General features: G+C 68.5%; 20 protein-coding genes. 9 read left to right on the forward strand and 11 right to left on the reverse strand.

Going from position 1 to position 22,613, the window contains the following annotated elements; translation table 11 throughout:
• The first annotated feature begins 12 nt into the window (after positions 1 to 12).
• The 3 genes from M3149_RS07895 to M3149_RS07905 all read left to right on the forward strand — a co-directional run bounded on the left by M3149_RS07895 (position 13) and on the right by M3149_RS07905 (position 3,612).
• Entirely contained in the window at positions 13 to 2,952 is a 2,940-nt protein-coding gene (locus M3149_RS07895) for a Tn3 family transposase (protein WP_041836223.1), read from the forward strand.
• 85 nt (positions 2,953 to 3,037) lie between these two features.
• The gene (locus M3149_RS07900) at positions 3,038 to 3,289 is read left to right on the forward strand and encodes a type II toxin-antitoxin system ParD family antitoxin (protein ID WP_011804706.1); all 252 of its coding nucleotides are present in this window, start codon (positions 3,038 to 3,040) and stop codon (positions 3,287 to 3,289) included.
• Entirely contained in the window at positions 3,286 to 3,612 is a 327-nt protein-coding gene (locus tag M3149_RS07905) for a type II toxin-antitoxin system RelE/ParE family toxin (protein WP_041835938.1), read from the forward strand. The genes M3149_RS07900 and M3149_RS07905 overlap by 4 nt, the downstream gene beginning before the upstream one ends.
• A gap of 247 nt (positions 3,613 to 3,859) precedes the next feature.
• Here the strand turns inward: M3149_RS07905 and M3149_RS07910 are convergent, their stop codons facing one another.
• From M3149_RS07910 to M3149_RS07955, 10 genes are all read right to left on the reverse strand, one after another.
• Entirely contained in the window at positions 3,860 to 4,177 is a 318-nt protein-coding gene (locus M3149_RS07910) for a YnfA family protein (protein ID WP_011804707.1), read from the reverse strand.
• Positions 4,178 to 4,181: 4 nt separating this feature from the next.
• Positions 4,182 to 4,718: a hypothetical protein gene (locus M3149_RS07915; protein WP_251708769.1), complete on the reverse strand. Its 537-nt coding sequence runs from the start codon at positions 4,716 to 4,718 to the stop codon at positions 4,182 to 4,184.
• A 5-nt stretch (positions 4,719 to 4,723) separates the two neighbouring features.
• A complete protein-coding gene (locus M3149_RS07920; protein WP_011804709.1) occupies positions 4,724 to 5,110 on the reverse strand; it encodes a hypothetical protein in 387 nt (128 codons plus the stop codon).
• A gap of 39 nt (positions 5,111 to 5,149) precedes the next feature.
• Positions 5,150 to 8,269: an efflux RND transporter permease subunit gene (locus M3149_RS07925; protein WP_196995178.1), complete on the reverse strand. Its 3,120-nt coding sequence runs from the start codon at positions 8,267 to 8,269 to the stop codon at positions 5,150 to 5,152.
• 1 nt (position 8,270) lies between these two features.
• Positions 8,271 to 9,389, reverse strand: a complete 1,119-nt coding sequence (locus M3149_RS07930; RefSeq protein WP_011804711.1) for an efflux RND transporter periplasmic adaptor subunit — start codon at positions 9,387 to 9,389, stop codon at positions 8,271 to 8,273.
• Positions 9,386 to 9,946, reverse strand: coding sequence for a hypothetical protein (locus M3149_RS07935; protein WP_011804712.1), 561 nt, complete (start codon positions 9,944 to 9,946; stop codon positions 9,386 to 9,388). The genes M3149_RS07930 and M3149_RS07935 overlap by 4 nt, the downstream gene beginning before the upstream one ends.
• 58 nt (positions 9,947 to 10,004) lie before the next feature.
• Entirely contained in the window at positions 10,005 to 11,330 is a 1,326-nt protein-coding gene (locus tag M3149_RS07940; protein ID WP_251708770.1) for a TolC family protein, read from the reverse strand.
• A gap of 164 nt (positions 11,331 to 11,494) precedes the next feature.
• Positions 11,495 to 11,857 carry a DUF2946 family protein gene (locus M3149_RS07945; protein WP_251708771.1) on the reverse strand — a complete coding sequence of 121 codons (363 nt, stop codon included), beginning with the start codon at positions 11,855 to 11,857 and terminating at the stop codon, positions 11,495 to 11,497.
• A gap of 63 nt (positions 11,858 to 11,920) precedes the next feature.
• On the reverse strand, positions 11,921 to 12,631 hold the full coding sequence (locus tag M3149_RS07950; protein ID WP_011804715.1) for a transglutaminase-like domain-containing protein: 711 nt from the start codon (positions 12,629 to 12,631) through the stop codon (positions 11,921 to 11,923).
• Between the two features lie 7 nt (positions 12,632 to 12,638).
• Complete coding sequence (locus tag M3149_RS07955) at positions 12,639 to 14,900, reverse strand: heavy metal translocating P-type ATPase (protein WP_251708772.1); 2,262 nt, start codon at positions 14,898 to 14,900, stop codon at positions 12,639 to 12,641.
• Positions 14,901 to 14,977: 77 nt separating this feature from the next.
• Between M3149_RS07955 and cadR the strand changes: the two genes are divergently transcribed.
• The 3 genes from cadR (at position 14,978) to M3149_RS07970 (ending at position 18,037) form a co-directional block, all read left to right on the forward strand.
• The gene (gene cadR, locus M3149_RS07960) at positions 14,978 to 15,418 is read left to right on the forward strand and encodes a Cd(II)/Pb(II)-responsive transcriptional regulator (RefSeq protein WP_251708773.1); all 441 of its coding nucleotides are present in this window, start codon (positions 14,978 to 14,980) and stop codon (positions 15,416 to 15,418) included.
• A 298-nt stretch (positions 15,419 to 15,716) separates the two neighbouring features.
• Entirely contained in the window at positions 15,717 to 17,414 is a 1,698-nt protein-coding gene (locus tag M3149_RS07965; RefSeq protein WP_125035030.1) for a site-specific integrase, read from the forward strand.
• Between the two features lie 38 nt (positions 17,415 to 17,452).
• Entirely contained in the window at positions 17,453 to 18,037 is a 585-nt protein-coding gene (locus M3149_RS07970; protein ID WP_011804719.1) for a DUF7686 domain-containing protein, read from the forward strand.
• Positions 18,038 to 18,228: 191 nt separating this feature from the next.
• On the opposite strand, the gene lplT is transcribed toward M3149_RS07970, so the two are convergent.
• Entirely contained in the window at positions 18,229 to 19,500 is a 1,272-nt protein-coding gene (gene lplT, locus M3149_RS07975) for a lysophospholipid transporter LplT (protein WP_251708774.1), read from the reverse strand.
• Between the two features lie 190 nt (positions 19,501 to 19,690).
• Between lplT and alr the strand changes: the two genes are divergently transcribed.
• From alr to M3149_RS07990, 3 genes are read left to right on the forward strand one after another with little or no spacing between them, the layout of a single operon-like run.
• The gene (gene alr, locus M3149_RS07980; RefSeq protein WP_251708775.1) at positions 19,691 to 20,803 is read left to right on the forward strand and encodes an alanine racemase; all 1,113 of its coding nucleotides are present in this window, start codon (positions 19,691 to 19,693) and stop codon (positions 20,801 to 20,803) included.
• A complete protein-coding gene (locus M3149_RS07985; protein WP_251708776.1) occupies positions 20,800 to 21,852 on the forward strand; it encodes an SLAC1 anion channel family protein in 1,053 nt (350 codons plus the stop codon). The genes alr and M3149_RS07985 overlap by 4 nt, the downstream gene beginning before the upstream one ends.
• Before the next feature lie 16 nt (positions 21,853 to 21,868).
• Positions 21,869 to 22,606 carry an ABC transporter substrate-binding protein gene (locus M3149_RS07990; protein WP_251708777.1) on the forward strand — a complete coding sequence of 246 codons (738 nt, stop codon included), beginning with the start codon at positions 21,869 to 21,871 and terminating at the stop codon, positions 22,604 to 22,606.
• Positions 22,607 to 22,613 lie beyond the last annotated feature (7 nt).

A 22,613-nucleotide genomic window follows, 5' to 3' on the forward strand; every position in this document is an offset into this window, starting at 1 on the left:
CTGCCCAACCCCATGCCCGCCTTCGCCCTGCGCTTCGTCGGCCAAGAGGCCTTGCCGCCTCGCCTGAGTGAGTTTGATCGGGAGCAGTTCTTTTCGCTCACGTCGGCGGACGTGGCGGCCCTCCGGGAGCAGTTCCGCAGCGACCGCCGCCTGCCCGCCGCGCTGATGCTCATGTTCATGCGCGTGGCCGGCCGACCGCTCGACGGTTTCAACGTGCTGCCCCGAAACCTCCTCCGGCACACCGCCCAGGTCCTGGCCGTGTCGCCGCCGTCCATCGCCAGCCTGCGGTCGATCTACAAGCGCCGGCAGACCCTCTTCAAGCACCAGCTCTGGGCCAAGACCTATCTCGGCCTGCGCGAACTTGCAATCGACGACGAAGTCGCGCTGACCGCGGCCCTGCTGGCCCAAGCAGCCGACGCCTCCCACGCCGATGACCTGGTCCAGTCGGCCAGCCACTGGCTGTTCACGCGGCGCATCCTGATCCCAGGAGCGCGCCGCCTGCAGGACTGGGCCCGAGATGCATTCGCCGCGGTGGAGGCGCAGATCCTCAGCGCGGTGAATGCCGCCGTACCACCGGCAGCGGCGCAGAAGGTTGTCGACGCCGCATACAGCACGCGGCCGGGCACCGACACGACGTGCCTGGAGTGGCTCAAGACGCCGTCCAAGCGTCACGGCCCGAGCACCCTTGCGGAGACCATCGACAAGGTCCGCTACCTGAAAGAGCTCGGTGCCCACGACTGGAACCTGAATGCCGTGTCGCTGGCAAAGCAGCAGGCCTATGCCCGTCAGGTCCAGGCCAGGCGCCCCGTGAAGACGCGGGAGATCAAGCCATCGCGCCAGCTGATCGAGTTGGTGTGCTTCCTGCGGGTGACGCTGCTCGAACTCACCGATGTCGCCCTCTTGCAAACCAGCCGGCGCAGCCAGCAACTGTTCCGCGAGGCGGCGGACAAGGCGCAATCAAACCGTATCCGGGGCACGACAGGCCTGATCCAGCAGGCGGCCAAGGCGCGATCCGTCCTGTACGACGAAACGAAGACCTGGCAGGCGAGAGTCCTGGAAGCCAGAGAACTGCTCGCCGAGCTCGGCGAAGCCGCCAGCGGCAGCTTCGTGTCCTTGGTTCGCAAGGCCTTGGCGGAAGACAGCCAGCGCGTGCGCGCTTGCCTGGGAGCGCTGAAAGATCTGGACCTCGGTGGCCGCCCCGGCGATCCGGGCTTCGAACAGTGGAAGTCCTGGACGGATCTGCAGCGCAAGGGTGTGACCGAGCTGAAGGAGGGCGTACCGCTGCCAGATGTTGGCACAGCCTGGCACGGCCTGGTCCGCGATCTGGACCCCCGCTCAGGGTTTCGGGCGTTTGAGGCCTGCACGATGATGTCGCTGCGCAAGAGCCTTCGCCGAGGCAGTGTCTGGCTGGACCACTCGCTGAGTTTTCGGGAGCGAGACCAGATGCTCATCCCGCCGGCGGATTGGGTCTTGCAACGGGACGAGCAGGTTGAGTTGCTGGGCATGCCCAAGTCGGCGGCCGAATTCCTGGAGCCCCTGCTGGCCAACTTGATGGCCGCTATGTCTGCGGTGGCAGAGGCCCAGCGGCGCGGCAAGGTCGAGATCGGCGCCGACGGCATGCTCCACCTGCCTGCGATCACGGCACTGCCGGATCAAGGCGAGCCGGTGCGCACACGCGAGACCATCTACAACTTGATTGGCAGCGTACAGTTTCCGGACATGCTGTTGGAGGTGGATGCCGCCACCGGGTACAGCGAAGCGCTGCTCGGCCACCGCGCGCAGTCCACCGGCGAACTCGTGGCCCTGTACGGCGCGTTGCTGGCGCACGGTACCGATGCGGACGCCAAGGGCGTGGCGTCGATGATCCCTGGTCTGGAGCCCACACAAGTCACTGTGGCCATGCGCGCCTTGGAAGGAAGTGGCCGCCTGCGCCGCGCCAACGAGCGCGTGGCCGAGTTCCAGAGCCGGATCCCCATCGCGGCACTGTGGGGCAACGGGGACAAGGCATCAGCCGACATGATGTCGCTGGACGTTTCGCGCCACCTGTGGAACGCCCGTGTGGACCCACGCCGGCGCACCTACGCCGCAGGCCTCTACACCCATGTGCGCGACCGCTGGGGCATCGTCTACGACCAACCCATCGTGCTCAACGAACGACAGGCCGGCGTCGCCATCGAGGGCATCGAGCAGCACAACAGCGCGGCGGATCGGATTCGGATCTCGCTGCTGGCGGTCGACACGCACGGCTACACGAATCCGGCGATGGCCATCTCCAAGCTGCTGGGATTTGACTTGTGCCCCCGCCTGCGGGACCTGGCCGAACGAAAGCTCTACCTGCCTCGTGGATTCACCGTGCCCGATGGCTTGGAAGTCGTCACCGTTCGGCGCGTGTCTTTGGCCGCCATCGAGCGCGGTTGGGATGAATTGCTTCGCCTGGCGGCGTCAATCCGCTCGGGACGTGTCTCCGCCACGCTGGCATTGCAGCGCTTCGGGTCGGCTGCCCAGGGGGATCCACTGCACCGGGCGGCGGAGCACCTGGGCCGGCTGCTGCGAACGGTGTTCCTGTGCGACTACATCGCCATCGAGGACTTCCGCCGCGAGATCCATACCTTGCTGAACCGTGGCGAGTCGGTGCATCAGCTGCAGCGCGCCGTGTACTCAGGCAAGGTGGCGCCCGAACGCGGCCGGCGGCGGGACGAGATGAAGGCGATCTCCGGCTCACACGCCCTGCTGACGAACATCGTGCTGGCCTGGAACACTGCCCGTATGCACGAGGTGGTCGAGAGGCTCAAGCGAGACGGGATCCCAGTCGAGGACTACTGGCTGCGCCGCATCGGCCCGGCGCACTTCTCGCACATCAATTTCCGCGGCACGATGAGATTCGGCATCGAGAAGTTCGCGGCGGCGCTGATCCAACGCGTGCCGGGCCAGGCAACTCGGTCTGCTTCGTGACGGGACCCGCTCCCGCACACGCAGAACTGGAAGAAGGTCAGCCGTCGGAGTTGACAACGGTTGTCAAACCGCCCAAGATGCCCACATGAGCCGACAAACCATGAGTTTCGCCTTGCCCGAGTCGATGCGCGAGTACATCGACAACCGGGTCGCCGCCGGCAACTATGGCAACACCAGCGAGTACATCCGCGACTTGGTCCGGCGCGACCAGGAAGAGCAGGCCAAGAAGCGGCTTCGCGACCTCATCGAAGAAGGGCTGGCATCCGGGCCCGGCCGGCGTCGCACCAAGGCGGACGAGAAGGAACTGCTGGCGATCGCTCGCGGCGAGATCGATTGAAGCCGGCGGTTCTGCGCCCGCAGGCGCTGCGCGACCAGCAGGGCGAAGTCCGCTACTACCGCAAGGAGGGTGGCACCCGCGTGGCGGTGAAGGTGGCCAAGGCCACCAACGCCGCGCTTGACCAGATCGAACTCGACCCTGGCATCGGCTCACCGACGCTCGGAAAGCTTCTTGGCATTCCAGGGCTTCGGACCTGGCGGGTCGCAAAGTTCCCGCTGCTGTGGTGCTACTTCGAACGCGGAGATGACCTGGATGTCGTCCGGCTGCTGGGCGAGCGCCAGGACCTCGCAGCGATCTTGGGCGATGAGTTCGCTTCGAACTAACGTTACTCACGTCGCGGCGGGCGCAGGGCCGGAGCTCAATGACCGGTCTACGGCAGACTGTTCGTCGAGTTGGCTGGCCGAAATCGACCCGTTGTAGTCAGTCGTATCGCGTCTAAGCAGACGTTCGCAAGTCGTTAGCTCGCGCATCACATGTACCTGTCGATTGACAGCGGCGGAGTCACTCAAGCCGGGGTCGGCCGCGCGCAGACCGGCAAAGAAGCTGCACGCTACGGCATCGAACTGATCATCAGCGCGGCTGAAACATGATGAGGCCCATGCCCGTCAGCGCGACGGCGACGCCCGCCACGTCCCATGCCGTCGGCCTGATGCCGTCCACGATCCACAGCCAAAGCAGCGCGACGCCGATGTAGACCCCGCCGTACGCCGCATACACCCGCCCCGCCGCCGTCTCGTGCAGCGTGAGCAGCCAGGCGAAGAGGGCCAGGCTCGCCGCCGCCGGAACGAGCAACCACGCGGACCTGCCCTGCTTCAGCCACAGGTAGGGCAGATAGCAGCCAACGATCTCGGCCAGGGCCGTGGCGATGAACAGGGCAAATGTCCTCATGGGGTCAGCGTACCGCCAAGTCGGCCACCAGCCTTGCCTTCAGCGCTCGTTCGCGGATCGCGTCCTCGGATTCGGTCGCCCAGGTGAACGTGCTCTTCCAGGCCCAGACCATGCCGTCGAGCCGGACGAACCGCACATCGCCCGCCTTGCCCGCGACCGTCGTCGCTGGACGCTGCCCCTCGAAGTCGAAGGCGATCGAGTGCGAACCCGGCTTCAGCCGGTAGCGCACCATCGTGTTCGGCAGGGTCTCGACGGCGGCTCCGCCGTCGGCCTGAACCTTCACGAAGTTCCGGCCGTCGCCCCAGTTGCGCCGCACGACGTACACGGTGAGGGCGTTCGGGTCAGGCGCGAACTGTTTGGCCTGCGCATCGGCGTTCAGGCTCGGCGCCGGAGCCGTGGTGCAGGCGATCACCCGGCCCTTGTTGGTTTTGTGGCAGTACGGGATCTCGACGGTGGGATCGGGTGCGGGCGGCGTGGCGCAGCCCGCCAGCAGCCCAGCCACCAAGACCACCGAGGCACAGGTCAATCGGTCGGCAGTCATGGCGTTCACTTCACTGTGAAGCGTGCGGTGGCGGGCTTGCCGCCGACGATCACGACAGCGACGGCCTTGGTGCCGGGGCCGACCTTGAAGCTGCCGGAGGCTTCGAGCTTGTCGCCCGCGGGCTTCAGCTCGACCTCCTGCTTCTCGGTGCCGGTCAGCAGCGTCACTTTCGCGCTGGCCTTGGACACGTCGGCCGGCTTGCCGTGGTCGCGCAGGTAGAGCTGGATCACGGTGGCTTTGGCCACCAGTTCGTAGTCCATGTCCTTGACCTCGACCACGACGCCGCCATGCAGCGGCTTGTGCTCGTGGGCGTGGTTGTGCTTGTCGCCGGCGGCAAAGGCAGAACCAGCCAGGGCGAGGGTGATGGAGGCGAGGATGGATTGCGTCTTCATGAGAGTCCTTTCAGGGTTTGGGGGTGAACAGGAAGCCGCTCAAAGCGCCTCGGCGTCCTTGTCGTCCATCAGCGCTTCGGCCGGCTTGCGCCCGAAGAGCCAGAACATCGCGGGCGTGAGGAAGGTGTCGAGCAGGGTCGAGCTGATGAGGCCGGAGAAGATCACTACGGCCACCGGGTGCAGCACCTCGGTGCCGGGTTGCTCGGCCTCGAACAGCAGCGGGGCCAGCGCAAAGGCGGTGACCAGCGCGGTCATCAGCACTGGGCTCAGCCGCTCCAGCGAGCCGCGCAGGATCATCTTCTGGTCGAAGGACTCGCCCTCGAAGCGCATCAGGTTGATGTAGTGGCTGACCTTCAGGATGCCGTTGCGTACCGAGATGCCGGCCAGCGTGATGAAGCCGACGAGAGCGGCGACGCTCAGTGGCTGGCCCGACAGCCACAGGCCGATGACTGCGCCCACCAGCGCCAGCGGGATGTTCACCATGATCAGCGCCGACAGCGCCGCCGACTTGTAGCGGCTGTAGAGCACCACGAACATCAGCGTCAGCGACACGATGGACAGCAGGCCGACGAGCCGCGAGGCCTCCTCCTGGGCCTGGAACTGGCCGCCCAGGGTGATGAAGTAGCCCTCGGGCAGTTTCGTCTCGGCCACCACCTTGCGGATGTCGGCCACGATCTCCGACAGCGCGCGCCCGGACGCATTGGCCGACAGCACGATGCGCCGCTTGCCGTCGTCACGGCTGATCTGGTTGGGGCCGTCGCCGTCCTCGATCGCCGCAATCTTCGACAGCGGGATGCGCCCGTTCGGCGTCTCGATCAGGATCTGGCCCAGGCCTTCGACCGAACGCGCCGACTCGGGCAGCTTGACCACGAGTGCGAAGCGCCGGCCTCCCTCGACGATCTGGGTGACCTTCTCCCCCTCGACCAGCGCCTGCAATGCGGAGAGCACCTGCGGCGCCGGCACGCCGTACTGCGCCGCGGCGGCGTAGTCGATGCGCACCTTGATCTGCGGCGCCAGCACCTGCTTCTCGATCTGCAGGTCGGCGATGCCTGGGATCGTGGCCAGCTTGGCCCGCAGGGCATCTGCCTGGCCTCGCAGCGCGTCGAGGTCCTCGCCGAAGATCTTGATCGCGATCTGCGAGCGCACGCCCGAGAGCATGTGGTCGATGCGGTGCGAGATGGGCTGGCCGATCTCCAGCGCAGCCGGCAGGTTGATCAGGCGCTTGCGGATGTCGGCCTTGATCTCGTCCATGCTGCGCGTCAGCTCGGCGGTGGGCTTGAGGCCCACGTCGAGCTCGCTGACGTGCACGCCTTCCGCGTGTTCGTCCAGCTCGGCCCGGCCGCTGCGGCGACCGACGTGCGTCACCTCGGGCACCTGCTTGACCAGTACCTCGGCCTGGCGTGCCAAGGCCGACGACTCCGTCAAGGTGACACCCGGGTTCAGGCGCAGGCCGATCAGCAGCGTGCCCTCGTTGAACGGCGGCAGGAAGGTCGTCGGGAAGAACGGCACCGCCACTGCGGCCACCAGCACGGCCGCACCGGCCGCCGCCATGGCGGCCTTGGGCCGGTCCAGCACGCCCTGCAGGCCGCTGCGGTAGCGTGCCTTCAGCCAGGCCAGGACCTTGGTGTCACCGTGGTCCAGGTTCTTCATCCGCGGCAGCAGGTAGAAGCTGAGCACCGGCGTCACCGTCACCGAGACGATCAGCGAAGCCAGCGTCGAGACGATGAAGGCGATGCCCAGCGGCACGAACAGCTTGCCCTCCAGCCCCGGCAGTGCAAACAGCGGGATGAAGACGAGCACGATGATGACCGTCGCATAGAGGATGGCCGATCGCACTTCCATCGTCGCGTGCGCGACGATCTCGATCAGGTGCAGCCGGCTGTGCGGATGGTTGGCCCGGTCGGCCTTCAGCCGCCGCAGCACGTTCTCGACACCCACCACCGCATCGTCGACGAGACCGCCGATGGCGATGGCCAGGCCGCCCAGCGTCATCGTGTTGATCGACAGGCCGAAGTACTTGAAGACCAGAGCGGTGATGAAGATCGATACCGGAATGGCCGTCAGCGCGATGACGGTCGGCCGCAAGGTGCCGAGGAAGAAGAACAGGATCACCGCGACGAAGATCGAGGCGCCGATCAGCTTGCCCTGCAGCGTCGTGATCGAGGCCTCGATGAAGCTGGCCTGACGGAAGGTGACGCGAGGCGCCTCCATGCCGGCCGGCAGCGAAGCCTTCAGTCCGACGAGGGCGTCTTCGATGGACTTGGTGAGCGCGATGGTGTCGGCAGTCGGCTGCTTCTGGATGCCCAGGATCACCGCCGGCTTGCCCTCAAATCCTGCGTCACCGCGCTTGAGTGCCGCGGCGAACGTGACCTCGGCGATCTGGCGCAGGAGGATGGGTTGGCCGCCCTTGGCCGCGAGCGCGAGGTTCTTCAGGTCGTCGAGCCGGGACGTGCGGCCGAGGTTGCGGATCAGGTACTCGCGGCCGTTCAGCTCCAGGAAGCCACCCGAGGTGTTCGACGAGTAGCCCTTGAGCGCGCTTTCGAGCTGGTCGTGCGTGATGCCCAGCTCGGCCATGCGCGCGGTGTTCGGCTGCACCTGGAACTGCCGCACCTCGCCGCCGATCGGGATGACCTGCGCGACGCCTGGCACCGAGAGCAGGCGCGGTCGAAGCACCCAGTCGGCGTACTCGCGCACCGCCATCGGGCTGATCTTGCTCGGATCGACCGGAATGGCGATCTGCATGATCTCGCCCATGATCGAGCTGATCGGGCCCATGCGCGGCACCACGCCTTCGGCGATGCCTTCCTCCATCGAGGACAGCCGCTCCGACACCAGCTGCCGGGCGCGGAAGATGTCGGTGCTCCAGTCGAAGGTGACGTAGAGGAAGGACAGGCCGGCCGACGAGGTCGAGCGCACGCTTTCGACGCCGGGCAGACCGTTCATGGTCGTCTCCAGCGGGAAGGTGATGAGCTGCTCCACCTCCTCGGCGGCCATGCCGCCGGCCTCGGTCATGATGGTGACGGTCGGCTTGTTGAGGTCGGGGAACACGTCCACCGGGGTGCGCGAGAGCGTGAACGCGCCGTAGGCCATCAGAACGACGCTGGCGATGATCACCAGCAGCCGGTTCGTCAGGCTGTTGTCGAGTAGCCACTTGAACATGTCAGCGCACCTGGTTGATCAGGGTGGCGCCTTGGGTGGCGATGCGGTCCCCGGCCTTCAGGCCCGATGTGACCGCGACGTTCACACCATCGAGGGCCTCGGTCGTGATGCTGCGAGGCTCGAAGCGCTCGGGCGAAGTCTTGACCCAGACGACGGTCTGGTTGGCCGGGTTCTTCATCAGCGACGCGACCGGGACCGCGATGCCCTTGACCTTCTGCTTCGTCTGCACGAAGACGCGCACGGGTTGTCCTACGGCCAAGCCGTTCAGGGCCGCACCCTGAGCGCGGAAGCCCAGCGGCAGCGCTTGCTCGCGCAGGCTGCGCGCCGCACCCAGGTACTCCAGCGGCACACGCTGGTCACCGACTGCCAGCGTGGCACTGCCGACATTGGCCGCGAGCGAGGGCTCGAAGGCCAGTGCCTCGATGCGCAAGCGGCTCGGGTCGATGATCTCGAACAGCAGTTCGCGGGCATCGACCACCTGACCGGCCACCACATGGGCCGAGGCGATCACGCCCGACACCGGGGCCACCAGCGCTTCCCGCGTTGCCAGGCCGCCGCCAACGGCCGCCATGCGCTCGGCCAGGCTGGCTGCCTCGCTTTCGGCCGCCTCGATGTCCTTGCGCGGCACGGTATCCGACAACTCCTTCAGCCGCGTCACGCGCTTGTCGGCGAGCGACTTGGCCGCGCGCAACTCGGCCAATTGCGCGGATTGATTCGATCTCTCGATGGGCGCGGTCGAGGGCACCACGTAGGCCAGCACCTCGCCCTTGCGCACCACCTGTCCCGGGTTGGGCAGGCCGCGTGGACCGGGCTCGATGCGGCCGGCGTTCAGCGGCTGCACCTTGCCGCCGGCGTTGGGATCCATCAGCACCTTGCCGTTCAGCTCGACCGAGCGCGGCAGCTCGGCCTCAGCAGCCACCATCGTACGTACTCCCAGCTGGCGCTGGGCCGGCTTGGGCAGGAACACGCTGCCGTCGGGCTGGCGTTGGGGGCCGTTTGCGCTCGGCGCAGCGGGTGCGTCGCCGTGGTCATGGCCTTCCCCGGCCTGCGCGGTCAGTGGGCCCACGAGTGCCAGCACCACGCCGAGCCAGGCCAGGCGATGCAAAGAAGCGCGCTTCATGCTGCACCTCCGGCGCGAACCTGGCGGGCGGCCATCAGGCGTCTCCCGCCAAATACCAGCACGGCAAGGACGGCCAGGCCGCCGGAGGCCCATCCGCCGACCTCCTTCCATGAAAGTTCATGCGCAGGCTCGTCGGTGTGGGCGGCCTCGTGCAAGTCGAGTTCGCCGGCCAGCAGATCGACCTCCGCCCCAGCGGTCACGGTCGCGGTGATCGGCAGCACGCCGGGCTTGGGCGCTTCCTTGAGCACCACTTCATACGCGTCGTCGCCATGGGCCTCGGCCTTGAACTTGGTCCCGTCGATCTCGAGTTCGATCTGCGCGCCACGCACCGGGGTGTTGTCGACGAATCGGTCGAGGTAGAGCGTGACCTGCTTGCCATCGAGCACGCCGACGAGCTCGAAGGTCTCGGACACCGCCGCAAAGCGGGGCAGCGCGGTGCCCGTGGCGGCCGGGGCGGTGTCGCCGTGGTCATGGCCATCGCCGGCGATGACCGGCAGGGCGTTGCCGAGCAGCACGGATGCAAGGCAGAGCGCAGCCAGGGAGTGGGAAGACTTCATGGGATGGGATTCCTGATGGGGTTCGCTGAGCGTGTTCGTGGGGGCGTGTGCCGTCGGCTCACTGCGGCAGCAGGCCCAGGGCCTGCCGCCACGCCGAGATGGCTGCGGCGAGTTCGATGCGGGCGCGCACGGCCTGTCGCTCGGCGTCGGCGGCCTCGGCCTCGATGCGCAAGCGCGTGGGCAGGTCGGATTCGCCCAGGCGGAAGGACTTGTCGAAGAAGCCGCGCGATTCGCGCGCCAGTTGGGCGCGACGATCGGCAGCGGCCAGCTGCGCCCGCGCCGCGTCGGTGCGCGCGCGAGCGGCTTCGCGCTCGCCCGCCAGGCGGGCACGTTCCAATGCCATCTGCGCCTGCAGTTCGACCGCCTCGGCGCGCGCAGAGGCCACGCGGGCATCGTGCCGGGGACCGGCGCCGAAGGGGATGCGCACACCGACCGTGAAGGTCTGCTGGTAGGACTCTCCGTAAGTGCCCCGATCGCGGGTGGCGGCGATGGTGAGTTCCGGGCTGGCGCGAGACTGCGTGGCCGCGAGTGCAGCCACGCCGTCGGCGACGGCGGAGCGGTCCTTCAACGAGAGCAGTTCGGCATGCGTGTCCAGGCCGTCTGCAGGACCGGTCGCCGTGGACGGCTCGGGTTCGGCGTCGGCGCCGGGCGCGGCGCTGGGTGCGGCAGCCGCTGGCATGGCGACGAGGGGACGAAGCTGCTGCCAGGCGGCCGTGAGCGCGCCTTCGGCCTGCGCCACGGCCGCTTCGGCCGCCGCGACGGCGCCGTCGGCCTGGTGCTGGTCGGCACGGGCCAGGTCACCGGCTCTGAGCCGCTTGCCGACATCGGCGGCAATGCGTTGAACGTTGTCGAGCTGGCCGCGTGCGGCATCGAGCTCCACACGGGCCCGCTGCCACGCCCACCACGCTTCGCGCACAGCGGCAGCCACGCGCAGCTGTGCCGCCGTGGTACGGCTCTCGATGGCACGGCCCTCGGCGTCGGCCAGGGCCTGGCTGCGGCCACGTTCGCCCGGCAGCCACAATGGGATGGCCACGCCGACCTCGACCTCACGGGTGCCGAGGTTTCGGTTCAGGCGGTCCGTCTTGGTGGACAGCTCCATCGCCACTGGCTCGGGCGTCCATGCTTGGGCCGCGTCCCGCTGCGCGCGTGCCGCGTCGCGCCGCGCTGCCAGCGCTTGCGCTTCGGGCTGCCGCGCCCAGGCGGTTTCGAAGGCTGCTCGCAGCGTGGGCGGGGTCGGCTCGCTGGGTGCAGCAGGGGTCTGCGCACGCGCTTCGATCGCGACGCCCATCAGCGCTGCGGTGAGTGCCGTACTGGCTACGGTCGCCAGGGTGGCGCGGGCGGCGTGATGCCAGCGCCCGGCCGGCATGATTCTTCTTCGGTGCATCCGATGCTCCAGTGTTGAAAACAACCCACAGGAGATCGGCGAGAGTCGACGCTGAGGAACTCAGGGTCGGATCGGGCCTCGAGCGGCGCCGCTGACCCATGTGTCGGGCGGCGCGCACGCAGGCGCGAACGGGCTTCAGAAGGAGAAGGAACCCGCCTCGCCGATCAGGCGAGGGGCAGCCACTGAGGGCGTTCGGGCGGGCTTTGCGCGAGGGTTCGCACGGTGCCTTCGACAGGCGTTACCGGGTGGGAGGCCAGAGCCAGCGGCGAAATGTCGCCCATGGGCGCGGGCATGCTGGCGCAGGTGCCGTGGCAATGGCCGCAGTCGAAATCGAACCCAGCCGGCGCGCTCTGATCTGCCGGCGCGCTGCCCTGGTCGGCCGTGGCCTCATCCGTGTGCTGGTGCTCGTGATGGCCCAGGTGCTGAACATGCTGGCCGGTTTCGTGCCCGCAATACGCCGCCACTGCCGCCCAGCTGAACTGGAGCGGCAGCAGGGCGAGCATGAGGATCGCGAGCCAACGGCGCATGAAAAGAGTCTAGCAGCTACAGAGTTTGAGACGGGTTCGCCGGGCTGATCGCCGTGACCGGCATCACCACTTTTCGGCGCGGATGCGTCGGACCTGGGCGTTCATGCGGTGCCGGATGACCTGCGTGAAGAGCCAACGCTTGAGGCCGGAGAGGTTCGAGCCGTGGCGCGCATAGAACTCGTCCGGGCTGTCGAACACGCCGAAGTCGTCAGCGATCCCGTCCTTCTGGATGTACGTGTCCTGGCCGCGCCATTCAACGCCAGGCGCCGACAGGTCGGGCGTGGCCGCGCCGTAGCCGCAGAACCGCTGTCGGACCGGGAAGCGCCGCTGCAGGCTGGTCAGGTAGGGTGCATCGAGGATGAAGCCTTCCAGGTTCACCCACCGTCCCTCGAAGGCCACTTCGACCCAACTGTGGATGATGCGTCGCGGTGCCAGCACATAGGCGAGCCCCGTGATCGCACCCTTCTGCAGCGGCTTGTCGATGGTGAAACCGTGGAAGCGGCAGGCAATGCCCACGGCGCGCAGCAAGGCCATCAGCAGCGTGCCCTTGGTGTTGCACTGGCCGATGCCATCGGCCAGCACCGCCGATGCCGGCAACTCGTCGCCAGCGTTGTAGCCGAAGGCGATCTCGTTGCGCACGAAGTCGTAGACGGCGCCGATACGGTCATACATCGGCAACGGCCGCCACCCCCGCTTCTCGACCAGCGCTTCGATGGCGGGGTGCGTGAAATCGAGCAGCCGCGTGGGCTGTAGCAGTTGGGCTTTGGCCTCCATGGTCGCCTCAGCTTCGTTCGGGGTTTCGCAACAGGCGCAGGCCGTTGAAGACCACCAACAGGCTGGCCCCCATGTCGGCGAACACGGCCATCCACATGCTGGCGTTGTCGAACAGCGCGAGCACCAGGAAGACGGCCTTGATGCCGAGAGCCAGCGCGATGTTTTGCCACAGCACGGCGTGCGTGCGTTGCGACAGGCGCACCGTCTCGGCAATGCGCCGCAGATCGTCGTTCATCACCACCACGTCGGCCGCTTCCATCGCGATGTCGGTGCCGGCAGCGCCCATCGCCACGCCGATGTCGGCCTGCGCCAGCGCGGGTGCGTCGTTGATGCCGTCGCCGGTCATCGCCGTCGCCCCATACTGCTTCTGCATGGCCTGGATCGCGGCGAGCTTGTCCTCGGGCAGCAGGTTGCCGCGGATGTCCGTCAGACCGGCCTCGCGGCCGATGGCCTCGGCGGTGGCCTGGTTGTCACCGGTCAGCATCACCGGCGTGATGCCCATCGCCTTCAGCTCGCCGATGGCGGCGGCCGACGAGGGCTTGATCGTGTCGGCCACCGCGAAGAGCGCCAGCACCCCGGACGCGGTGGCCAGCAGGCTGACCGTGCGGCCCGCTTCCTCGTGACGGTGGAGCACGGCCTCGATCTCGGCGGAGCACTGGCCGCGCTCCTCGATCAGGCGGTGGTTGCCCAGCACGTAGCGCTGGCCGCCGATGTCGGCTTCGATGCCGCGCCCGGACAGCGCGGCAAAGTTGCGGGCCTCGACGCTGTTCGGCGTCAGCCCCGCGGCGATGGCGCGCGACACCGGGTGGTCCGAGTGCGCCGCCAGCGCGGCTGCGATGTGTTCGGCCTGCGGCTTGGGCAGGCTGGTGGACAGCATCTCCCACTCGACGAGGCGCGGCCTGCCTTCGGTGATGGTGCCGGTCTTGTCGAGCGCGACCGCCTTGAGCAGGCGCGCCTGTTCGAGGTGGACGCCGCCCTTGATCAGAATGCCCCGCCTGGCCGCCGACGCCAGCCCGCTGACGACGGTGACGGGCGTCGAGATCACGAGGGCGCACGGGCAGGCGATGACCAGCAGCACCAGCGCCTTGTAGACCGCGGCCAGCACCGTCCAGCCGAAGAGCCACGGGCCGGCGATGGCAACGGCCAGTGCCAGCACGAACACCGCCGGTGTGTACACGGCCGCGAACCGGTCGACGAAGCGCTGCGTGGGCGCACGGCTGCCCTGGGCCTGTTCGACCGCGTGGATGATGCGGGCCAGCGTCGATTGCGACGCCGCGGCGGTGACACGGCACTCGATGGTGCCGGTCTGGTTGATGGTGCCGGCGAAGACCGCATCGCCCGGCCCCTTGTCGACCGGCAGGCTCTCGCCGGTGACGGGCGCCTGGTCCACGGCGGTGCTGTCGTCGGTGACGATGGCATCCATGGCCACGCGTTCGCCCGGCTTGACCCGGACCGTGGCGCCGATAGGTACGCTGCCGACGGGCGCGGATCTCCAGGTGCCGTCGGGCTGCCGCAGGTCGGCGGTGTCGGGCGACAGCGCCAGCAGGCCGCTGATTGCATTGCGCGCGCGGTCGACGGCCCGCGCCTCGATCAGTTCGGCGATCGCGTACAGCGCCATGACCATGGCCGCCTCAGGCCACTGGCCGATCACGAAGGCTCCCGCGACCGCCACTGACATCAGTGCATTGATGTTCAGGCGGCCGTGCCGCAGGGCGGACAGGCCCTTGCGGAACGTGCCGAAGCCGGCCAGCCCGATGGCCGCGGCTGCAACGGCCAGGCCAGCCCACTTGGACCAGGGCGCGTCCGGTGCCAGGAAGGACAGGGCCTCGGCAGCCGTCGCAAGAGCGAGGGCAGCCAGCAGGCGGGGCAGGCCGGACCCGGTTGCTGCGTCGTGGCCGTGATCCGATCCATCACCGGCGTTGGACGACTCCGTCGCGTCGGGCCAGGCGTGAACCTCGAATCCGGAGTTCCGGATGGCTTCCACTGCCGCCAGCGCTGCCTGCGGCTCGCCGGCTATGCGCAGGCTGCGCTCGCCCAGCTGGAAGCGCAGCCCCAGGACGCCGGGGATGCCCTCGACAGCGCGACGGATCTCGGACTCCTCGCTGGCGCAGTCCATCGCCGGAATGCGGAAGCGCTGGCCACCACCCAGGGGGACCGAGGCAGAGGCAGCAGGTGCGTGGTCGGAAGCGCCGCAGCAGGCGCCGCAGCCAGCCGGTTGCAGTGCGCCGGCCGGATCCGGCTTGATGTCGTGGGGGTGATCGTGGGCCATGCCGACATTGAAAACCCTGAAGTGGGTATAGAGTCAAGGTGCGTCGCGAACTGTCACCGGCACAAGGGGAACCGCACATGCGCATCGGCGAACTGGCCCAGGCCAGCGGAACGCCCATCGAGACGATCCGCTTCTATGAACGAGAGGGGCTGCTGCCGGCCGCCGCGCGCACGGAGGGCAACTACCGCATCTACACCCCGCAGCATGCGGATCGGCTGGGGTTCATCCGCCAGTGCCGCAGCCTGGACATGACGCTTGACGAGGTGCGGGTGCTGCTGCGTTTCAAGGACCAACCCTTGGCCGATTGCGGCGAGGTGAACAGCCTGCTGGACGAGCACATCGGCCATGTGGCCGAGCGGATCAAGGCCCTGCGCGCCCTTGAGAAGGAGCTGAGGGCGCTGCGGGCGGCCTGCCCCGTGCCTCATGCCTCTGCCGACTGCGGCATCCTCCAGGGCATCGATCACGCAGGTGCGAAACCTGCGGCGGCTTCCAAGCGCCATGTGCGCGGCGCTCACTGAGCATTGCCTGGGGTCGGTGAGCGACGGGTTTCTGGTGCTGGCGGGGCCGACCGCTTGTGGCCGATGGCTGGTCTCCGCGAGCGGCAGCTTCCTGGAGCCTCAGTTGGGGCTGCACCCACCTCCCGGGCATCGAACTTGGGGTCTATCGTGATCACCTCGGCGTGCAACGGCACCCCGTGCTGAGTCTGCCAAGACTCTCACCGCGGTGAGAGTTCGCTGGCGAGCATATTCATCAGCAGTGATGCCAAGATAAACAACATTAGCGTGGCATGCATGCCGCGGGTCTAAACTGGCGCGGATGGAAAACGCGCTGTCAGCGCCGCCCAGCATGCTCACAGCCCCGACCTGGCCGGACGAGGCTTCGTTGGCCGCATTCCGCGCCTGGCTTCAAGGGGTGCCGACCCGCGCCGCGGTGGATCGCTATTTGCCTGATCGCCGGACTGCCGGCGCATCGGCGCGCTCCGTGATCGGGCGGGTGAAGCGCCAGCTCGTGGCCTTCGCGACGAGCCGTGCGCAGGCGGAACTGGCTTCCACACTCGCGGCGGCCAGTCCATCGGATCGGAAACTCGCCAGGGCAGCGACAGCCGCCATCGAGACGCTGCGAGGGATGCCGCGGCCGCAGCCCCTCATCGGCGACGCCGTCGAGCGCTGGCTACCCGTGCGGCTCGTGGACGTACTGCACGCGGCGGGCATTCGCACGCTGGCCGACCTGACCCTGCGCGTGCCCAGGCGCCGGCGCTGGTGGGCCGGCATCGCGGGGCTCGGGCCGGCCGGCGCCCGCCACATCGAGGCATTCTTTGCCCAACATCCTGCGCTCACCGAACGCGCTCGCGCGCTGATCACAGTGAACCAGGCGCAGGAACTGATCCCCTGGGAGCGACTGGTCGTCCCCGACGACGTCGATGGCTCACGGGGTACCTTCCGAGCGCCGCAAGCCAGCTGTGCGCTCGACGCCAGCAACGATTACCAGGCCGTGAACGCCTGGCTGTCGCTGCACGAGTCGGCGGCGACCCAGCGGGCCTACCGCAAGGAAGCCGAACGGCTGATCCTGTGGGCGATCGTCGAGCGAGGGCGGGCCCTTTCATCGCTGACCACCGAGGACGCCATTGCCTACCGCGCCTTCCTGCGTCACCCGGGCCCTCGCGCGCGCTGGGTCGGCGCACCACAGCCGCGGTTGTCGCCCGCGTGGCGCCCCTTCGCGGGAGAGCTCTCGGCGCGCTCCGCGGCTTACGCGCTGTCGGTACTCAACGCCCTGTACCGCTGGCTCATCGAGCAGCGCTACGTGCTGGCCAACCCTTTCGCCGGCGTCAAGGTGCGAGGGAGCCGGCCGGCGCAGCTCGACACGTCACACGCGTTCACCGAGCACGAGTGGAAGCTCCTCCGGGTCGTCGCCGACGGCCTGGAATGGTCCTACGGCTGGAGCGAGCCGGCAGCGCAGCGGCTGCGTTTCATGCTGGACTTCGCATACGCCACGGGCCTGCGAATCAGCGAACTCGTGGGCGCACGACTCGGCGCGGTCGACTCGGACGCACACGGCGACACGTGGATCGGGGTCGTCGGCAAGGGACACAAGGCCGGCAAGGTCGTGCTCCCGCCGCTGGCCCGGGCCGCCCTTGATCGCTACCTCGTTCAACGGGGGCTGCCCGTGACGCCTTCGAAGTGGCGTCCATCGACCCCGCTGATTGGCAGCCTTGGAGAGGATGGAAGTGGGATCTCCTCGTGGCGGCTATGGCGAGTGATGAAGCGGTTCTTCGCCACGGCGGCCGAAGTCGTGGAGGAAGCCACCCCGGCCCTTGCCGAGAAGTTGCGCCTGGCCACGCCGCACTGGACGAGGCACACGCATGCCACCCACCTGCTCGAAGGCGGCGCCGAGCTGACCACGGTGCGCGACAACCTGCGGCACGCCTCGCTCGCCACGACCTCGATGTACCTGCACACCGACGATGCCCGACGGGCCAAGCAGGTGGCTGATCGGTTCGCGGTGCCGCGTTCGTAGCCTAAAGTTGTCTCGCCTACACGCACACCGCATCACCCATGCAGCCAATCACCTGCGACGCCTGCCGTCAGCCCGCGCTCAGCCACGATGTCGTGAACTACGGGTCGACGGAGGGCGGCTACCGGCAGCTTTGCGGCCGATGCTTCAACGAGGCCGCCGCCAGCCGCCTCGGTCTGCATGGGTTTGAGCACGTGGTCTTCGAGCCCGTGCGCATGATCGACGGGCGTGGCGTCGAGCACGAGTTCCGGTTTCGCACCCGACTGTTCGGGCCCGGTATGGCGATCGACGCGTTCGAGCTGCGCGATGGCTGCCCGGCCGGGTATCGGTTTCAGGTGATCGGCGAGCCTGACGACGACCCTCTGGAGTTGCTGGGCAAGCTCATTGGCAAGATGCGCCGGGCCCTGGCTCTCACGCATCTTGAGGACACCGACCACGGGCCGCAGGTGAACGATCGCCTGATCCTGCGCGGCACCGTCGACAGCGATCCCGACGAGGACCACCGAGTGCCGATGGTCGTCATCGATGGTCGCGAGATCTCCTGGGACGAACTCGGCCGCATGGTGGCGGCCTTCGAGGGCTGGCAGTTCAAGCTGGAGTTTCGCGACCGAAGCGACGAGGTCTGACCCGGCAGATCGCGGGAAACCGCAGGGTGCGGCCTCATAGGGTGCCTGGGACGAAGCGCACCAATCTGCACGAAAAATGCGAAGCGCCCGAAAGTGCGGGAAACGTAAGTGCTTGTCGTGCAACGGGTTTTCGGAGCAAAGCGCACCAATCTGCACGAAAAGTACGACTACCCCGGCGGGGGTGTTCCAGGTTACCCATGTAAATCGTCGCGGCGCGCGATCTCCAGCAGCCGTTCCAGCTCATGCGGATGGTTGCGCTCGTTGCGCTGGTGCCAGTGCCGGATCAGCGCCATCGTGCCGGCCACCAGCAAGCCGAAGGCGGTGATGGCCGCGAAGGCGGACAGGCCCATGCCGGTGGAGAAGCTGTAGAAGGCGCCCAGGCCCAGGATGCAGGCCTGCTCGTTGAAGTTCTGCACCGCAATGGAGCGCCCGGCGCCCATGAGGTTGTGGCCGCGGTGCTGCAGCAGCGCGTTCATCGGCACCACCAGAAAGCCGCCCAGCGCGCCCAGCAGCACCAGGAAGGGCGCGGCCACCCAGACGTTGTCGATGAAGTTCATGAGCACCACCAGCAGGCCCATGCCGATGCCCAGCGGGATCACGCGGGTGGCCTGATCGAGCTTCATGCGCACCGAGGCCACCACCGCACCCACCGCGGTGCCCAGCGCCACCACGCCCACCAGCGCCGATGCTTGCGTGGTGCTGTAGCCCAGTGCGGCCGCGGCCCAGGCCAGCACGATGTAGCGCAGATTGCCGCTCACACCCCAGAACAGCGTGGTGGTGGCCAGGGAAATCTGGCCCAGGTGATCGCGCCACAAACGCATGTTGCAGGTCCAGAAGTCGGGCAGCAGCACCAGCAGGTTGCGCGGCATGGGGCGCGGCGTCACGCCGGTGAGCGGAATGCGCAGGTTGAAGCCCGCGGCCAGGGCGTACACGCCCACCAGCAGCGCGATCGCGGCCAGCGGCGGGCTGTCCAGGCCGGGAATGTCCAGCGACAGCAGCAGCGGTGCAATCGCCGGGCCCACGAGCTGGCCGCCCAGCAGCACGCCCAGGATGATGGAGGCGATGGTGAGGCCTTCGATCCAGCCGTTGGCCTTGACCAGCTGCGACGGCGGCAGCAGCTCGGTGAGGATCCCGTATTTGGCCGGCGAGTAGGCCGCCGCACCCAGGCCCACCAGGGTGTAAGCCAGCAGCGGGTGCACGCCGGTGAGCATGAGCACGCAGCCCACCACCTTGATGGCGTTGCTGATGAACATGACCTGGCCTTTGGGCCGCGCGTCGGCAAAAGCGCCCACGAAGGGCGCCAGCAGCACATAAAACAGGGCAAACATGGGCACCAGCGCCGCGCTCTGCCATTCGGGCGCGCCACGGTGGCGCAGCAGCTCGATGGCGGCCACGAACAGCGCGTTGTCAGCCAGCGAGCTGAAGAACTGCGCCGTCATGATGGTGTAGAAGCCGCGCTTCATCGCGATGAATCGGAGTGCTGGATGGCCAGGATGAAGCGCCTCGGCGACGGATGTTCCCGACTCTTTGTGCGACAGTCCGTGCCTTGTCTCCGGTCGGGTGGCGCGGGTTATAGCACGGTGTTTGAACACCGTCGGGTGTATGCCAGCCCGTTGCTCGGCCGGGTTTGCGCCCCTTGACTTTTCTCACGCCATGCCCCGCCCCATCCTGGCCACCGTGCACACCGGCGCCTTGCGTCACAACTTGCAGGTCGCGCGCGAGCGCGCGCCCGATTCGCGCGTGTGGGCCGTGGTCAAGGCCGATGCCTACGGCCACGGCATCGAGCGCGCGTTCGACGGCCTGCGCAGCGCCGACGGCTTTGCACTGCTCGACCTTGCCGAGGCTCAGCGTCTGCGCGCGCTCGACTGGCGCGGCCCCATCCTGCTGCTGGAAGGCGTGTTCGAGGCGCGCGATCTGGAGCTGTGCTCGCGCCTGGGCCTGTGGCACACGGTGCATTGCAGCGAGCAGATCGACTGGCTGGCAGCGCACAAGACGCAGCAGCCGCACAAGGTGTTCTTGAAGCTCAACAGCGGCATGAACCGCCTGGGATTCACGCTGGCGGCCTACCGCGCGGCCTGGGCGCGCCTCAACGCGCTGCCGCAAGTCGACGAGATCGCGCACATGACGCACTTCAGCGACGCCGACGGCGCGCGCGGCATCGCGCACCAGGTGGCGCTGTTCGAGCAAGCCACCGAGGACCTGCCAGGCGAGCGCACGCTGGCCAACAGCGCGGCCATCCTGCGTCACGCCCGTGGTGCCTTGCGCGGTGCCTCCTCGCTCGCAGCCGACTGGGTGCGCGAGGGCATCGCGCTCTATGGCAGCGCGCCCGACTTCCCCGAGCACAGCGCCGCGCACTGGGGCCTGCAGCCCACCATGACGCTGGCCACGCGCGTGATCGGCGTGCAGCAGCTGCAGCCCGGCGACACCGTGGGTTACGGCTCCACCTTCACCGCGCCCGCGCCCATGCGCATCGGCGTCATCGCTTGCGGCTACGCCGACGGCTACCCGCGCCACGCGCCGTCCGGCACACCGGTGCTGGTGGACGGCGTGCGCACCACCACGCTGGGCCGCGTCAGCATGGACATGATTACCGTCGACCTCACGCCCGTGCCCGACGCCGGCATCGGCAGCGAGGCCGTGCTCTGGGGCCGTGCCGCCAAAGGCACCGTGCTCCCGGTGGACGAGGTCGCCCACGCGGCCGGCACCATCGCCTACGAGCCCTTGTGCGCTGTCGCGCCGCGCGTGCGCTTCGAGGTGGCGGCATGAGCGCAGCGAACAGCACGCCCGGCGATAGCCCGCTGCGCCACCTGGGGCCGGCCTGGTTCTCCATCGTCATGGGCCTGTGCGGGCTCTCGCTCGCCTGGCACCGCGCGGCGGTATCGCTCGGGCCCGCGGCGCACGCCTTCGCGCTCGGTGTGGGCGTGCTCGCGGCGGCCGTGTTCACCGTGCTCGTGCTGGGTGGCCTGCTGCGCTGGTTGCGCCATGCCGACGCGGTGCGCGAGGACCTGCGCCACCCTGTGCGCCATGCCTTCTTCGCTGCAGTGCCTGTGTCGCTGATGTTGCTGGCCACGGTGGGCGTGAGCTTCGACGCGCCGCGTCCGCTGTGGTCGGTCCTTTGGGCGCTGGCTTGCGTGCTGCAGCTCGGCGTCACGGCCTGGGTGCTGGGCCGCTGGCTCGGCAGCCGCGACGCCACGCCCGGTGCGCTGTGGTCCGGCGTCACACCGGTGCTGTTCATTCCGGTGGTGGGCAACGTGGTGGCGCCGCTCGCCGGCGCGCCGCTGGGGCACGCTGCGTGGTCGGTCGCACAGCTTGGCATCGGCGTGTTCTTCTGGCCGGTGGTGCTCACCCTGGTGCTGGTGCGCCGGCTCTCGCACAGCCCGCTGCCGCCGCGGCTGCTGCCGTCGTGGTGCATCCTGCTCGCGCCGCCGGCCGTGGTGTCGCTGGCGCTGCTGCAACTGGGCGCGCCGCAGCCTGCGGTGCTGGGCGTGTGGGGCGTGTGGGGCGTGGGCGCCTTCACGCTGCTGTGGTTGATTCCGTTGGCGCCGCGCCTGCGCGAGGTGCCGTTCGGCCTGCCGTGGTGGGCCCTGTCGTTCCCGCTGGCGGCCTTCACCACGCTCACGCTGCGCCTGGCACAGTCACTGCCCGAGCCGGGCGCCATGGGCCTGCTCGCCTGGGCGCTGCTGGCGCTCGCCACCGGGGTGATCGGCGGCTTGTGCGCGGCCACCGTGCGCGGCCTGTGGCGCGGCGAGCTGCTGGTGCCCGAGCCGGTGCCGCCGGCCGCCGCAGCCGCCCAGGCTGCCCGTTCCACCCCTTGATGCCCGTTCGCTGCCCATGAACCCAGCCGCCCCCGTCGAGATCGTCCGCGCCTTCGCGCCCACCGGCCGCCTGCGCGCGTCCATCAACACCGGCAACCCCATTCTTGCGGCGCCCGACGCCGCCGAAGGCGCCCGCGGTGTGTCGGTGGACCTGGCACGCGCCTTCGCCGAACGCCTGGGCGTGCCGCTGGCGCTGGTGGTATTCGACACCGCGGGCAAATCGGTGGACGCGGTGACGCAGGAACAGGCCGACATCGGCTTCTTCGCCATCGATCCCAAGCGCGGCGAAGGCATCCACTTCACCGGGCCTTACGTGCTGATCGAAGGTTGTTACGCGGTGCGCAACGATTCGCCGATCAGCGCTGGCGATCAGGTGGATCAGGCCGCGCACCGCGTGGTGGTGGGCCAGGGCAGCGCGTACGACCTGTTCCTGAGCCGCGAACTGCGCCACGCGCAGATCCTGCGCGCACCGAGCTCACCCGCGGTGGTGGACTTCTTCCTACAGCACAACGCCGACGTGGCCGCCGGCGTGAAGCAGCAGCTCCAGGCCGATGCCGAACGCCGGGGCGGCCTGCGCCTGCTGCCCGGCCATTTCATGGTGATCCGCCAGGCCATGGGTTGCCCGCGTGGGCGCGGCGAGGCCGCGGCGCGTTACCTCACCGACTTCGTGGAAGAGATGAAAGCCAGCGGTTTCGTGGCCGCCGCGTTGCAGCGCCACGGCATCGCCGGTGCGGCGGTGGCGCCAGCGGGTTGATGAAGCG

It is taken from the genome of Hydrogenophaga intermedia (assembly GCF_023715105.1).
Lineage (GTDB): Bacteria > Pseudomonadota > Gammaproteobacteria > Burkholderiales > Burkholderiaceae_C > Hydrogenophaga > Hydrogenophaga intermedia_A.